Source organism: Sphingomonas sp. GM_Shp_1 (assembly GCF_026540895.1).
Classification (GTDB): Bacteria; Pseudomonadota; Alphaproteobacteria; order Sphingomonadales; family Sphingomonadaceae; genus Sphingomonas.
The window spans coordinates 1-15,075 of sequence record NZ_JALNUR010000055.1 but is presented as its reverse complement, the minus strand read 5'-3'; the positions used below and the strand labels follow the sequence as shown (position 1 = coordinate 15,075).

The 15,075-nt window shown below is 67.0% G+C and carries 11 protein-coding genes; 8 read left to right on the top strand and 3 right to left on the bottom strand.

What is annotated here, in order from left to right; translation table 11 throughout:
• Positions 1 to 195 precede the first annotated feature (195 nt).
• The 7 genes from ptsP to OXQ33_RS16705 all read left to right on the top strand — a co-directional run bounded on the left by ptsP (position 196) and on the right by OXQ33_RS16705 (position 10,144).
• Positions 196 to 2,469, top strand: coding sequence for a phosphoenolpyruvate--protein phosphotransferase (ptsP, locus tag OXQ33_RS16735; RefSeq protein WP_267435840.1), 2,274 nt, complete (start codon positions 196 to 198; stop codon positions 2,467 to 2,469).
• A 91-nt stretch (positions 2,470 to 2,560) separates the two neighbouring features.
• Positions 2,561 to 3,466, top strand: coding sequence for a helix-turn-helix domain-containing protein (locus OXQ33_RS16730; RefSeq protein ID WP_267435838.1), 906 nt, complete (start codon positions 2,561 to 2,563; stop codon positions 3,464 to 3,466).
• An 89-nt stretch (positions 3,467 to 3,555) separates the two neighbouring features.
• A complete protein-coding gene (locus OXQ33_RS16725; RefSeq protein WP_267435836.1) occupies positions 3,556 to 4,485 on the top strand; it encodes a tetratricopeptide repeat protein in 930 nt (309 codons plus the stop codon).
• 382 nt (positions 4,486 to 4,867) lie between these two features.
• Positions 4,868 to 5,860: a tRNA lysidine(34) synthetase TilS gene (tilS, locus tag OXQ33_RS16720; RefSeq protein WP_267435834.1), complete on the top strand. Its 993-nt coding sequence runs from the start codon at positions 4,868 to 4,870 to the stop codon at positions 5,858 to 5,860.
• A gap of 238 nt (positions 5,861 to 6,098) precedes the next feature.
• Entirely contained in the window at positions 6,099 to 8,066 is a 1,968-nt protein-coding gene (gene ftsH / locus OXQ33_RS16715; RefSeq protein ID WP_267435832.1) for an ATP-dependent zinc metalloprotease FtsH, read from the top strand.
• Between the two features lie 526 nt (positions 8,067 to 8,592).
• Entirely contained in the window at positions 8,593 to 9,474 is an 882-nt protein-coding gene (locus OXQ33_RS16710; RefSeq protein WP_267435830.1) for a dienelactone hydrolase family protein, read from the top strand.
• Between the two features lie 37 nt (positions 9,475 to 9,511).
• Positions 9,512 to 10,144 (top strand): glutathione S-transferase family protein, encoded by a 633-nt coding sequence (locus tag OXQ33_RS16705; RefSeq protein ID WP_267435828.1) that lies wholly within the window; start codon positions 9,512 to 9,514, stop codon positions 10,142 to 10,144.
• Positions 10,145 to 10,162: 18 nt separating this feature from the next.
• On the opposite strand, the gene OXQ33_RS16700 is transcribed toward OXQ33_RS16705, so the two are convergent.
• The 3 genes from OXQ33_RS16700 to pgi all read right to left on the bottom strand — a co-directional run bounded on the left by OXQ33_RS16700 (position 10,163) and on the right by pgi (position 13,658).
• A complete protein-coding gene (locus tag OXQ33_RS16700; protein WP_267435827.1) occupies positions 10,163 to 10,333 on the bottom strand; it encodes a hypothetical protein in 171 nt (56 codons plus the stop codon).
• Positions 10,334 to 10,577: 244 nt separating this feature from the next.
• Complete coding sequence (gene gor / locus OXQ33_RS16695) at positions 10,578 to 11,927, bottom strand: glutathione-disulfide reductase (protein ID WP_267435826.1); 1,350 nt, start codon at positions 11,925 to 11,927, stop codon at positions 10,578 to 10,580.
• Between the two features lie 237 nt (positions 11,928 to 12,164).
• The gene (pgi, locus tag OXQ33_RS16690) at positions 12,165 to 13,658 is read right to left on the bottom strand and encodes a glucose-6-phosphate isomerase (RefSeq protein WP_267435825.1); all 1,494 of its coding nucleotides are present in this window, start codon (positions 13,656 to 13,658) and stop codon (positions 12,165 to 12,167) included.
• 306 nt (positions 13,659 to 13,964) lie between these two features.
• On the opposite strand from pgi, the gene OXQ33_RS16685 reads away from it, so the two are divergent.
• Positions 13,965 to 14,747 (top strand): energy transducer TonB, encoded by a 783-nt coding sequence (locus OXQ33_RS16685; RefSeq protein ID WP_267435823.1) that lies wholly within the window; start codon positions 13,965 to 13,967, stop codon positions 14,745 to 14,747.
• Positions 14,748 to 15,075: the final 328 nt, after the last annotated feature.

The following is a 15,075-nucleotide window of genomic DNA, read 5'->3' as shown; positions in this document are numbered from 1 at the left end:
GGGTTAGGAATTTGGGCATGTTGCTCTCCGGTGACTGATCTTGAGCCAACCGGTCGTTTCCTCCGCTGTTCCTGATAAATATTTGAAACATGATACATATCAGCGACTTTGTTTGGGTCGTCCGACGGCCAAAAGGCACGATGCCGCGATATTAGGGCATGACACCCCCGCATCCCGTCTGTTAGCCCTGTCGCCATGCCCGTTTCGGCCGCCGCCTCCGCCCGCGAGATCCTCGTTCGTCTGCACGACGTGATGGCGTCGCGCACCCCCGCCCAAGCCAAGCTGAACCAGGTCGTCCAGATCATCGGCGAGGCGATCGGCAGCGAGGTGTGTTCGATCTATCTGCTGCGCGAAGGGGTGCTGGAACTGTTCGCGACTCGCGGGCTGGCCGAGGAGGCGGTCCACGTCACCAAGATGGCGCTGGGCGAGGGGCTGGTCGGCACCATCGCCGAGGATGTCGAGGTGCTGAACCTGGACGAAGCGGCCAGCCACCCCGACTTCGCCTATAAGCCCGAGACGGGCGAGGACCGGTTCCACAGCTTCGCGGGCGTGCCGATCATCCGGCGCGAGCGGGCGGTGGGCGTATTGGCGGTCCAGCATACCGACCCGCGCAAATATGCCGATGTCGAGATCGAGGCGCTTCAGACCGTCGCGATGGTCCTGTCCGAACTGATCGCCAATGCGGGGCTGATCGATGCGGCGGCGGCGGCGGGCGCGCGGCCGCAGATGACCGCCTCGATCCGCTTGAGCGGCCAGAAGCTGGTCGACGGCATGGGCAGCGGTTTCGCCGTCTATCACCAGCCGCGCATCGTCATCGAGCATACGGTGGCCGAGGATATCGATGCCGAGCGTCGCCGCGTCTATGCCGCCTTCGACAAGATGCGCGAACAGATCGACCGCATGGCGCGCGAGGCCGAGTTCGGCGTCGCGGGCGAGCATGTCGAGGTCATCGAGACCTATAAGATGTTCGCCTATGACGAGGGTTGGGCGCGGCGGATCAACGAGGCGATCGACAGCGGCCTGACCGCCGAGGCCGCGATCGAGCGGGTGCAGCAGCGTACCCGCCAGCGGATGCGCCAGATCGACGATCCGCTGCTCGCCGACCGGATGCACGATCTGGAGGACCTGTCCAACCGGCTGCTCCGCATCGTGTCGGGCCAGATGGGCACGGCGGCGCAACTGGGCCTGCGGCAGGACACGATCCTGATCGCGCGCAATCTGGGGCCTGCCGAGCTGCTGGAATATGACCGGCGGCGGTTGAAGGGGGTGATCCTGGAGGAAGGATCGCTGACCGCCCATGTCATCATCGTCGCGCGCGCCATGGGGGTGCCGGTGCTGGGCCGGGTCAGTGACGTGCGCCGCCAGATCGCCGAGGGCGACCAGTTGCTGCTCGACGTGACCGAAGGCAGCGTGCTCGTGCGGCCCACCTCCGCGATGGAGGAGGCGTTCGAGGCCAAGCTGGCGCTGCGTCAGAAGCGGCGCGCGGCCTTCGCGGCGCTGCGCGACGTGCCGCCGGTGACCAAGGACGGCCACCGCATTACCCTGATGGTCAATGCGGGGCTTCGCGACGATGCCGCCGCGCTCGACACGACGGGGGCGGACGGGATCGGGCTGTTCCGCACCGAATTCCAGTTCCTGGTGTCCGCGACCCTGCCCCAGCGCGAGCGGCAGCAGCGGCTGTATCGCGACGTGATGGAGGCGGCGGGCGACCGGCCGGTGATCTTCCGCACCATCGATATCGGCGGGGACAAGGCGCTGCCCTATCTCAACACCGCCGATCACGACGAGGAAAATCCGGCAATGGGCTGGCGCGCGCTTCGCCTGGCGCTGGAACGCGAAGGACTGATGAAGGCGCAGGCCCGCGCGCTGATCGAGGCGGGGGCGGGGCGGACGCTCCACATCATGTTCCCGATGGTGTCGGAGGCGTGGGAGTTCGACGAGGCCAAGGCGCTGTTCGAGGCGCAGCGGGCCTGGCTCGGCTCGCGCGGACGCCGCCTGCCGCTCGAGATGCGCTATGGCGCGATGCTGGAGGTGCCGGCGCTGGCCGAGCAGCTCGACCTGATCCTGCCGAACGTCGATTTCCTGTCGATCGGCACCAACGACCTGACCCAGTTCCTCTTCGCCGCCGACCGCGCCAATCCGAAGCTGGCCGAGCGTTACGACTGGCTCAGCCCGTCGATCCTGCGCTTCCTGCGCCGAGTGGTCGAGCCCGCGCGTGCGGCCGAGGTGCCGGTGGCGGTCTGCGGCGAAATGGGCGGGCGTCCGCTGGAGGCGATGGCGTTGATCGGACTGGGCATCGAACGCCTGTCGATCACGCCTGCCGCGGTGGGTCCGGTCAAGGCGATGATCCGCTCGCTCGACCGTTCGGCGATCGCCGGGGAGATGGCGCGGCTGCTGGCCCATCCCGTGCGCGACATGCGCGGGGCGCTTGGTGCCTGGGCTGCGACGAACGGTGTGGAATTGGCCTAAATCAGGCCGGGGCCCCGCGTTGACTTGAGCACGGGGCTCTGAAAGAACGACCGCGATCATGGGGTGGGCCATGGTCACTTCGGAGTTGAGAATGGACGAGGTCAATCCCGGCCACGATGCCGCACCGGCGGCACCTGCCCGCGCCGGTGACGTCCTGCGCACGGCGCGTGAGGCGCAGGGGCTTTCGCTGGGCGATATCGGGGCTCGCACCCGCATCCCCAGTCGCCATCTCGCGGCGATCGAGGCATCCGATTATCAGAGCCTGCCGTCGGCCACCTATGCGGTCGGTTTCGCCAAGGCCTATGCCCGTGCCGTCGGCGCGGACGAGGTGGCGATCGCGCAGGCGGTGCGCGCCGATGTCGACCGGCTGGGTCGCCGCACCACCGAATATGTGCCGCAGGATATCGCCGACCCCGCCCGCGTTCCCTCGCGCGGGCTGGCAATCGTCGGGGTCGGGCTGGCGCTGGCGCTGCTGATCATCGCGGGGTTGTGGTACGGCACCGACCTGTTCCGCCGCGACCGCACCGCGCAGGAGGTGCCCGCCGCCACCCCGCTGACCAACACGACCGAGGCCGCAGTCGCCCCGGCGCCCAGCCCGACCCCGGTGACGGCGGGCAAGGTGGTGTTGACCGCCAAGGGCGAGGTCTGGTTGCGTGTCTATGATGCGGACAATGTCACGCTGAAGATGGGCACGCTGAAGCCCGGCGAGCAATATGAAGTGCCCGCCAATGCCAAGGGGCCGCTGCTCAATGTGGGGCGTCCCGACAAGCTGGGCGTGACGCTGGACGGCAAGGAGCTGCCGCCGCTGGGCGACGGATCGCGGGCGATCAAGGATGTGCGGCTCGACCCCGCCTCGATCGCGGCGCGACTGGCCGGCGCGCCCGCACCGTCCGCCACGACGGCGGCGACCGGCACGAGCCGCAGCGCGGCGCGCGAGCGGTCGGCGCGACGGCCTTCGTCGGAGCAGGCGGGCGATACGGCTCCGGCGGATCTGTAAGGGGCCGGTTCCTTCAGGCTGGAGACAGCCGTGACAGGCCAGGATAGCGTCCGTTATTTTCTTGATGATGCCCAGCGGGGGTGAGACCGATGCGTAATCTGTTGCTGGCCGGGATCGCGGCCCTGACGATCCTGCCGACCGCCGCCATGGCGCAGTCCAATGTCGAGGGGCGCGTCGGCAAGCTGGAAAGCGAAATGCGCGCGGTCCAGCGCAAGGTGTTTCCGAACGGCGCGGGCGGCTATGTCCAGCCCGAGATCACCGCGCCGCAGACCCAGGTGCAGGCCCCCGGCGTTCCCGCGTCGAGCGCGCTGAGCGACCTGACCGCGCGCGTCACCTCGCTGGAAGAGCAGATGGCGAGCCTGACCGGCCAGATCGAACAGAATGGCTATCGCACCCGCCAGCTTCAGGACCAGTTCGACGCCTATAAGCGCGGCACCGAGGCGCGGCTGAAGGCGCTGGAGTCCGGCCCCGCGCCGATCGCGCCCGCCGGGCAGAGCGCGCCGCTCGATGCGGCGCCGGCGGCGTCCACGGGCGGCAAGAGCCCGGCGGCGGCTTCGGTCGTCACCGGCGACACCGCCAGCACCGCGCCCGCGACGGGCGGCGCGGCGGTGGACAAGCCCTCCACCGGCGATGCGGCGGAAGACGCCTATCTCTATGGTTATCGCCTGTGGACCGCCAAGCGCTATGCCGAGGCGGAGACGCAGTTAAAGAAGGTCGTCGCGGATTATCCCAAGAGCCGCCGCGCCAGCTATGCGCAGAATCTTCTGGGCCGCACCTATCTCGACTCGGGCAAGCCCAGTTTGGCGTCGATGGCCTTTTACGAGAATTACAAGAAATTCCCGGACGGCGAGCGCGCGCCCGACAGCCTGCTCTATCTGGGCCAGGCGCTGACCAAGCTGAACAAGGCCGCCGACGCCTGTAAGGTCTATGACGAATTGTCCGATGTGTACGGCGCCAAGCTGTCCGCTTCGATGAAGTCGCAGATCACCGCCGGACGCACCGCCGCCAAGTGCCAGTGATCTATGATCATTCCTCCCCTGCGGGCGAGGAGCGCGGTGACGACGGCTAGGCCGGATCGACATTCCAATATGCCCTTCTTTTCCCTCGCCCCTCACAGAGGGGAGAGGGTTGCGCAGACTTGGTCTTTGCGAAAGCAAAGGCCTAGTCGGAGCTGAGTGAGGGGTGCTGCGCTCGAAGAGCGCGCGAGCCTGCGGCTCGCTCGACCCCTCACCCAAGCTGCGCTAGCCAGCAGGCTGGCAAGCTCCTTCTTCCCTCTCCCCTGTCCAGGGGAGAGGGAAGAAGGAGTGGCATGAATGTCGATCGGCCCGAGCGCAAAATCCCTTGCGCCCGTCCTCCGGAAGGGCCAGAGCGCGCGCGTCCCTGACCAGATTTGAGAGCATCATGGCCACCGATGCCACGGCCGTCGATCAGATTGCGCGCTTCGCCGCCGATCTGACGCTTCTTCACGATCCGTCCGCCGATCCGGCGCCGCTGTTGCTGGCCGTGTCGGGCGGTCCCGACAGCATGGCGATGCTGACGCTGGCGGCGGCGGCGCTGCCGGGGCGGATTGCGGTGGCGACGGTGGACCACGGCCTTCGCCCCGAGGCAGCGGACGAGGTGCGGATGGTGGCGGAGCATTGTGCGAAGCTGGGCGTGCCGCATCACGGCCTTCGCCCCCCGGAGGCGATCACGGGCGCCAGCATCCAGGCGAAGGCGCGTGACGCCCGCTATGCGCTGCTCGGCGAACAGGCGCGAGCGATCGGCGCGGCGGCGATCCTGACCGCGCATCATGCCGACGACCAGGCGGAAACCTTCCTGATGCGCGCGGCGCGCGGGGCGGGGCTGTCGGGCCTGTCGGGCGTGCGTGCGCGGACGGTGATCGCGGGGGCGGTGGTGTTGCGCCCGCTGCTCGACTGGCGTCGCGCCGAACTGCGCCAGATCGTCCGCCGGGCGGAGGCGCCGTTCGTCGACGATCCCGCCAATCACGATCCGCGCCACGACCGCACCCGGTTCCGCCAGTTGCTCGACGGCCATGAATGGCTGGGCGTGGCGCAACTGGCGCGCGCGGCGCAGCAACTGGCGGAGGCGGACACCGATCTTCGCGCGACCGTCGACTGGCTATGGGATCAGCGGGCGCAGATCGACGGCGACAATGTCCGCATCCAGGCCGCCGACCTGCCCCGCGAACTGGGGCGCAGGCTGGCCCGCCGCGCGATCGGCACGGTCCGCGCCGCCGCCGCGATCGAGTCGCCCGCCTGGACCGAGGGCAGCAATATCGAGAAACTGCTCGAAGCGCTCCACCATGGCAGCCGCGCGACCCAGGCGGGTGTGATCGCCAGCGTCCGCTCCGGCGTCTGGCGCTTCCGTCCCGCCCCGCCGAGGAAAACGGGCTGATCCCATTCCTCCCCAAGCTATGCTGGGGGAGGGGGACCATCCGCAGGATGGTGGAGGGGCAGGGGCGCTGGCGAATGGTCTCTGCCACGGCCCCTCCACCACCGCTTCGCGGCGGTCCCCCTCCCCGCGCTGAGCGCAGGGAGGAATGGTATCACCCACCGATCACATTGATCGGCGTTGTTCCATTGCCATTAACCTCGCCATGCCTATCTTGGTGGCTGAAAGGTATCCGGCACCTATGAACGACAACGACAAGCAGCAGAGCCCCGATCCCAATGGGGGCGGCAACCCCTGGATGAAGAGCCTGTTGATCTGGGTGGGCATCCTGATGGCGCTCGCCCTGTTCGTCAGTCTGTCGGGCGCCGGCTCCTCGGCGCAGAGCGGCAACCAGATCGAATATTCCACCTTCCTCGATAAGGTGGACGAGGGGACGGTGAAGACCGCCACCATCTCGCGCGATACGATCACCGGTACGCTGTCGTCGGGTGAGCGGTTCAAGACCACCCCGGTCCCCGATTCGCAGCTGATCCCGCGCCTGCGCAAGCAGGGCGTGACCTTCACCGCCAAGACCGAGGAAGCGCCCTCGGTCTGGATGCTGATGCTGTACAATTCGCTGCCCTTCATCCTGTTCATCGGCATCGCCTTCTTCGTGCTGCGCCAGATGCAGAAGGGCGGCGGGGCCAGCGGCGCGATGGGCTTCGGCAAGAGCCGCGCGCGGATGCTGACCCAGAAGGAAGGCAAGGTGACCTTCGACGATGTGGCCGGCATCGACGAAGCGCGCGAAGAGTTGCAGGAAATCGTCGAGTTCCTGAAGGACCCGTCGAAGTTCGCCCGTCTGGGCGGCAAGATCCCGAAGGGCGCGCTGCTGGTCGGCTCGCCCGGTACCGGCAAGACGCTGCTCGCCCGCGCGATCGCGGGTGAGGCGGGTGTGCCCTTCTTCACCATTTCGGGTTCGGACTTCGTCGAGATGTTCGTCGGCGTCGGCGCCAGCCGCGTGCGCGACATGTTCGAGCAGGCCAAGAAGTCGGCCCCCTGCATCGTCTTCATCGACGAAATCGACGCGGTGGGTCGTCATCGCGGCGCCGGGCTCGGCAACGGCAATGACGAGCGCGAGCAGACGCTGAACCAGCTGCTGGTCGAGATGGATGGTTTCGAGGCCAATGAAGGCATCATCATCATCGCCGCGACCAACCGTCCCGACGTGCTCGACCCCGCGCTGCTGCGTCCCGGCCGCTTCGATCGCCAGGTCGTGGTGCCGCGCCCGGATATCGATGGCCGCGTGAAGATCCTCGAAGTCCATATGAAGAAGGTGCCGCTGGCCCCCGACGTCGATGCCCGCGTCATCGCGCGCGGTACGCCGGGCTTCTCGGGCGCGGACCTGGCCAACCTCGTCAACGAAGCGGCGCTGATGGCGGCGCGCAAGGGCAAGCGTCTGGTCGCGAACGCCGAGTTCGAGGAGGCCAAGGACAAGGTCATGATGGGTGCGGAACGCCGCTCCATGGTCATGACCGACGACGAGAAGCGGATGACCGCCTATCACGAGGCGGGCCATGCCATCGTCGCGCTGCACGAACCGGCGTCGGACCCGATCCACAAGGCGACGATCATTCCGCGCGGCCGCGCGCTGGGCATGGTGATGCGCCTGCCGGAACGCGACTCGTACAGCTATCATCGCGACAAGATGTACGCGAACCTGGCGGTTGCGATGGGCGGTCGCGTCGCCGAGGAGATCATCTTCGGTTATGAGAAGGTGTCGAGCGGCGCCAGCGGCGACATCCAATATGCCACGGGCCTGGCCCGCGACATGGTCACCAAATGGGGCATGTCGGACAAGGTCGGTCCGGTCGAATATGCCCAGCCGGAAGGCGAGAGCTTCCTGGGCTATTCGTCCAGCCAGCCGGTGCGCATGTCCAACCAGACCGCGCAACTGATCGACGACGAGATCAAGTCGATCGTCGAGGGTGGCCTGCACCGCGCCAAGCACGTCTTGACCGAGCATGTCGACCAGCTTCACCTGCTGGCCGGGGCGCTGCTGGAATATGAGACGCTGTCGGGTGACGAGATCAAGAAGCTGATCGCGGGCGACGATATCGGTCGCGACGATCCCAAGCTGAAGACCGTGCCGATCGCCAAGGCGGGGACGTCGATCCCGAAGACCCGGCGTGGCGCGGGACCGTTCGGTTCGCCGAGTCCGCTTGGGGCCTGATCCGATTTCCGGTTGCGGAAAGGGCCGTCCCTGAAAGGGGGCGGCCTTTTTCGTTGGGGTGGGGGCGTGGCCTTCGACTTCGCTCAGGCTGAACGGAGGTTGGGAGGAGACAAGCTAGAGCGGGATGACATCAGGTTGATCCACCCCTCCCCTTCAGGGGAGGGGCCGGGGGTGGGGGGCTTCCACAAATGCGATGTCTGGGGCGATGCCCCACCCCAACCCAGCATCAGGTCGATCAGGCTCCCAGCCTGATCTAAACCGCGTGGGACGCGGTTTACCTGATGCTCCTGAAGGGGAGGGGCTCGGCTCGGGGCGACCCCATGTCATCCCGCTCTAGACCAGCCGCCTTTCGCCAAACATCCACACTCCAAAACCGCCGTTCAGCCTGAGCGAAGTCGAAGGCCACGGGAATCCCTGTCCCCCAATCCCGCACTAGCCCTCTGATCCCACGCCGTTTACACTCCCCCAACGGCCATCATCCGCGTCACGGCGCACCACCGGACCAGGCCGAAGGGAGGAAGTCCGCATGACCGATGCGCTGCACGACCAGGCCGTCCAGATTTACGACGCCTTCACCCATGAGCATCACGATCGCCGCACCCTGCTTCGCCAGATGACCGCGCTGGCGGGCTCGGCGGCGGCGGCCGAGACCCTGATCCTGGGGATCGCAGCCAGCCCCGCGGCCGCCGCGATCGTCGATCCGCACGACACGCGCCTGCGCATCGACCGGCGCGAGGGCATGGAGGCGGGCGCCCGCTCGGCGGCCTATATCGCGACGCCCAAGGGAGCGAAGAAGCGGCTGGGCACGGTGCTGGTCATTCATGAGAATCGCGGCCTCACCCCGCATATCGAGGATGTCGCGCGGCGCATGGCGCTGGCGGGATTCCATGCCGTCGCCCCCGACTTGCTTGCGCCGCAAGGAGGCACTCCCGCCGATGAGGATCGGGCGCGCACGCTGATCGGTTCGCTCGACTATGACCTGGCGCTGGCCCAGGCGCGGGCGATGATGGCGCATGCCGCCGGTGACAAGGCCGGTACGGGGCGAGTCGGCGCGGTCGGGTTCTGCTGGGGCGGGGCGTTCGTCAACCGGCTGGCGGTGGCGGCGGGGCCGGCCCTGACAGCGGGCGTCGCCTATTATGGACCCGCTCCCGCCCCGTCGGAGGCCGCCAAGGTGCAGGCGCCCCTGATGCTCCATTATGCGGGCAAGGATGCGCGGGTGAACGCGACCGGCGAACCCTGGGTCGCGGCGTTGCGGGCGGCGGGGAAGCCGGTCGAGGCCTTCACCTATCCGGGCGTCGACCATGCGTTCAACAATGACGGCTCCGCCGAACGCTATGATGCCGTTGCCGCGAAGCAGGCCTGGGACCGCACGACCGCCTTCTTGCACCGTCACCTGGACCGGGCATAACCGCGCCCGAGCAATCGAGATCGCAGGAGAGACAGACATGGCCGCCGACCTGACCCTCTACACCAATCCGCAATCACGCGGGCGGATCGCCCGGTGGATGCTGGAGGAGACGGGCGCGGCCTATGATGTCGTGCCGCTCGACTATGGCACGACGATGGAGGCGGACGCGTATCGCGCAATCAACCCCATGATGAAGGTCCCCGCCATCGTCCACCGGGGACAGGTGGTGACCGAGACGGCGGCGATCTGCGCCTATCTGGCGGAGGTCTTTCCCGATGCGGAACTGGCGCCGCTGCCGGAGGAACGCGCGGCCTATTATCGCTGGCTGTTCTTCGCGGCGGGCCCGCTGGAGGCGGCGGTGACCAACCGGGCCTTCGGGGTGACGGTGACGCCGGAGCAGCAGCGCATGGCGGGCTATGGCGATTTCGACCGCGCGGTCGGCGTCATCGGCGATGCGGTGGCGCGCACGCCCTTCATCGCAGGCGACCGGTTCACGGCGGCGGATGTCTATGTCGGGTCGCAGATGATGTGGTTCACCCAGTTCGGGCTGGTGCCGAAGACCGATGCGATCATGGCCTATATCGGTCGCCTGAACGATCGCCCCGCGCATCGCCGCGCCACCGCGCTGGACGACGGGCATGGGGAGGGTGACGAGACGCCCGGCGACTGAACCCGCCGTCGCCGTTCGTCAGGCCGCCGATTCGCGACGGCTTTCCGATTCCTCCTTGGCGGCACGCAGAAGGTCGAGCCCGGCGGCGATGTGATTACCCGCCAGCGGCAGCTTCAGCGCATCGGCACCTTCCATCGCGGCCTGCGCATAGGAGATGACCTGTTCGAACGTCATGGTCTGATCACGCATCACGAATTCCCAGATGATTCGGGGCAAGGGCGATGGCGAGCCCTGCTTTTCGCCTAGAACGAGATGACATCAGGTAGACCCACCCCTCCCCTGAAGAGGAGGGGCTTGGTTTCGGATAACTCTCTGTCATCTCGCTCTAATTTCCAACGCTTAAGCCGCGATAACTTTTCGCGCGATACACAATTTGTCGGGAAATGTTACGATATGCCCTGCGACGGGACAGTCGCAGGGCATATCGCCGGGTTCAGCGCATCAGCACCAGCTCTTCCGCCATGGTCGGGTGCAGCGCCACGGTCGCGTCGAACTGCGCCTTCGTCAGACCCGCCTTGACCGCCACGGCGGCGGCTTGGAGGATTTCCGGCACGTCGGGGCCGATCATGTGCAGCCCGACGACCCGGTCGGTGTCGCCGTCGCACACCATCTTGTAGAGTGCGCGCTCATCACGCCCCGCCAGCACGTTCTTCATTGGGCGGAAGTCGGAGGTATAGACGCGGACCGACCCCAGTTTCTGCTTGGCCTGCGCCTCGGTCAGGCCGACGCCCGCCATCGGCGGATGGCTGAACACCGCCGCGGGGATGCATTCGTAATCGACCTTGGTCGGCTTGTTGCCGAAGATGGTGTCGGCGAAGGCCTGTCCCTCGCGGATCGCGACGGGGGTCAACTGGACCCGGTTGGTGACGTCGCCCACCGCATAGATGCTGGGGCAGGTCGAGCGGTTGTCCTCATCCACCTTCACCGCGCCATGCTCGTCCAACTCGACGCCCGCCGTTTCCAGCCCCAGGCCATGGGTGTTGGGCACGCGACCGGTCGCGAACATCACCAGATCGACCTCGATCGGGGCATGGCCCGACATGGAGACCTTGAGCGAGCCGTCCGCCTGCTTCTCGATCCCCTCGAACGTCGCGTCGAAGCGGAACTCGATCCCCTTCATCATCGAAATCTGGAGCAGCCGGTCGCGAATGGTCAGGTCATAGCCGCGCAGGATCTCCTTGCTGCGGTTGATCAGCGTCACATGCGCGCCGAACTGGTGGAAGACGCCCGCGAACTCGTTGGCGATATAGCCCGCGCCCGCGATCAGCACCCGTTTCGGGATGCTGTCGAGATGGAAGGCCTCGTTGGAGGTGATGCCATGCTCATGGCCGGGGCAGGAGGGGACGGCGGGGTGCGCGCCGACCGCGATTAGGATACGCTCGGCGGTCTTCTCGGTCCCATCGGCCAGGCGGACGCTGTGCGGTCCGGTGACGGTGGCGCGCTGGTCGATGATCTCGACATCGTGGCTCTCCAGCGTCTTCTTATAGGCGCCGTTCAGCCGGTCGACTTCGGCCAGGACGTTGTCGCGCAGCGTCTCCCATGAGAATTCGCAGTCGCTGGGCACCTGCCAGCCGAAGCGGCGCGCATCCTTCAGATCCTCGGCGAAATGCGCGCCATAGACGAGCAGCTTCTTCGGCACGCAGCCCCGGATGACGCAGGTGCCACCGACGCGGTATTCCTCGGCCACCGCCACGCGCGCGCCATGCGCCGCCGCGACCCGCGACGCCCGCGTGCCGCCGGAGCCCGCCCCGATGACGAACAGGTCATAGTCATACTCAGCCATGGGAACGATTTCTCCGGGGAATAGGGGACGACAGGCCCCTCTAAAAGCACAACGGGGGACGCCGAGCCAAGTTCAGCGTCCCCCTGACAGTAAGTGGAAACTTCGATCCTCCCCGGTACGGGGAGGGGGACCGCCGCGAAGCGGCGGTGGAGGGGGGCTTCCATACAGGTCACCCTTTGCGGCACGCCCCCTCCACCAGCCTGCGGCTGGTCCCCCTCCCCGCGAGCGGGGAGGATTTTACGCGCCGAACGCCCGCTGGATCAGGTCCTCGGTCGAGGGGTCGAACGCCTGACCGCCCTGATCCGCCGCCTTGGCCATTTCCTTGCCCAGCTCGACGCCGAACTGGTCGAAGCTATTGATGCCCAGCAGCACGCCGTTCACGAACACCCGGTGCTCGTAGAATGCGATCAGCGCGCCCAGCGTGCGCGGGTCGAGCGTGTCGAGCAGGATGGTCGAGGACGGGCGGTCGCCCGAATAGCTGCGCGCGGGATCGTCGGTCTGCTTGCCCTTCATCAGCGCCGCACCCTGCGCAAAGGCGTTGAGCAGCAACTGGCGGTGATGATCGTCGCTCAGCACGTCGCCGGGCTCGATGACCGCGATGAACTCGACCGGCACCAGATGCGTGCCCTGATGGAGCAGCTGGAACACCGCATGCTGCGCATCCGTGCCCACCCCGCCCCAGGTGATCGCGGCGGTGGGACGGCCGACGGGCTGGCCATCGACGGTCACGCCCTTGCCGTTCGATTCCATCTCCAACTGCTGGAGATAGGAGGGCAGGAGACGCAGACGCTCGTCATAGGCGAAGGGCGCGCGCGTCTCGGCATGGCGGACCTGGGTGTAATAGAGGTCGGCAAAGGCGGCGAGCGCGGGGGCGTTCTGCGACAGGTCGGTCAGGCGGAAATGCCGATCCATCTCGGCCGCGCCCTCCAGCAATTCCTCGAACGCATCCCAGCCCAGGCCCAGTGCGGCGGGGAAGCCGATGGTCGACCAGAGCGAGTAACGACCGCCGACCGACTCGGCGAAGGACAGGATGCGCGTCTCGTCCACGCCCCATTCGACCGCCTTGGCCGGGTTGGCGGTCAGCGCGATCACCTTGCCATAGGGATCCTCGACCCCGTGCTCGGTCATCCATTGCAGCGCCGAGGTGGCGTTGAGCATCGTCTCGGTGGTGGTGAAGGTCTTGGACGCGATGACCAGCAGCGTGGCGGCCGGATCGAAGCGCTTGAACACCTCCTCCAGCGCGACGCCATCGACGTTCGACACGATCGCAACGTCGTACCGGTCGGTGTCGCGGCCCAGCGCGTCGACCAGCAGGTCGGGGCCCAGCGCCGATCCGCCGATACCGATGTGCAGGACATGGCGGATCGGCCCCAGCGCCTCGGCCTCGATCGCGTCGATCAGCGCGCGCATCCGGGCATGCGACTGGCGCGCGGTGGCGACGCTCTCGGCCTTGCCCTCGCCACGCTCGGCGGTGTGCTCGACCGCGCGGCCCTCGGTGACGTTGACGACCTCGCCGCCGAACAGCGCGTCACGCTTGGCGGCCAGCCCCTTGGCCTTGGCGAGTTCGGCGAAGGCGGCAATGGCTTGCGGAGTCAGATGGGTCTTGGACCAGTCGAAATGGATGCCCGCCACGTCGAGGCTGAGCGACGCCAGCCGGTTGGGATCATTCGCGAAAAGATCGAGAAGCGGGGTCTGCGGAAGCGATTCGATCGTCGACCAGTCGGCAGCCATGATGCTTGTTCCTTTCATGCGTCCCCAACGGGGTTCACCCACGGCGTTAGACAAAGCGGGCCCCCAAAGCCAAGCCTTAGATTGGTATGGTGGGGACAGGGCGCCAGCGGAAAAGGCCGAGTGCTTCACAATATCGTTGGGCCGTGGGAAGGGTCATGGCATCCTGCCGGGCGATCGGCCGGTCCGGTCGAACCGAGGGAGAGGGGAATGATGCGCGGTCGAATGGCTTTGGCACTCGCCGGGGGCGCGGCGATGTTGGGGATGATGCCATCGTCCATGCTCTTCGCTGCGGAGCCCAAGCCTCCCATGGCGCCGACGTCCAAATGGAATATGGATTACGCGCCGACCGAATGCCGCCTGTTGCGGACGTTCGGCGAGGGCAAGGAGCAGATTCTGCTCCAGATCGCGCGCTATGACGTCCTGGACCGGTTGGAAATGGCGCTGGCCGGGCCGCATATTCCCGCAACCGACGAGAAACAGGCGGTGTCCGTGTCGACATCGACCGTCGCCGAAGTGCCCGGGATGCGGGCGCAGGGCTTTGCGGCGATGCGTAACGCGCCCGCCACGCTTCGTTTCAGTACTGATGTCGATCTACCCAAGGCGCTGCGCGGGGATGTCGCGGCGGGGAAGCCGACCATGCTGGGCATCAATTTCGTGCGACGCTACGCCATCCGGCTGGATCTGGGGTCGATGGCGAATGCGCTCGCCGCGCTCGACAAATGTTCGGACAATCTGATCGCCTCCTGGGGACTCGATCCGGTTCAGCAACGCCAGTTGAAGAGCTCGCCGGAGCCGGTCGAGAGCCCCGTCAGCTGGTTCCGGCCCGACGACTATCCGGCGGGATTGAGCCAGATGGGCATGGGCGGTGCCGTCATCATTCGCCTGTTGGTCGGGACGGACGGCAACGTCCAGAAATGCGAAGTGACCAAGGCCGGGGGCGACAAGGCGTTCCAAGACGCGACCTGCGAAGCGGCAACGAAGCGAGCCAGGTTCCGGCCCGCCATCGCCGCCGATGGTCAGCCCGCCGCCTCGGTCTGGATCAAGCGGATCGACTGGAAGCCCGGCGGGGCGTTCTTTGTATTCCGCTGAGGGATGAGGATCGCCAAGGACCGATCGACATTCAGGCGGAAGATTCATCATTCCTCCCCTGCAAGGGGGGACCATGTGTAGCATGGTGGAGGGGAGTGGCGGGTCGAACCCGCCCCGCGGGTTCGAGGATTGCCGGGGGCAATCCGACCTGCCACTCCCTATCGAAAGCGCGACACCCCTCCGTCAGGCCTTCGGCCTGCCACCTCCCCTTACAGGGGAGGAATGGGCGAATGTTGGTCGGTCCTAGAGCGGGATGACATCAGGTTGATCCACCCCTCCCTTCAGGGGAGGGGCCGGGGGTGGGGCGCTTCCACAAATGCGGGGTCTG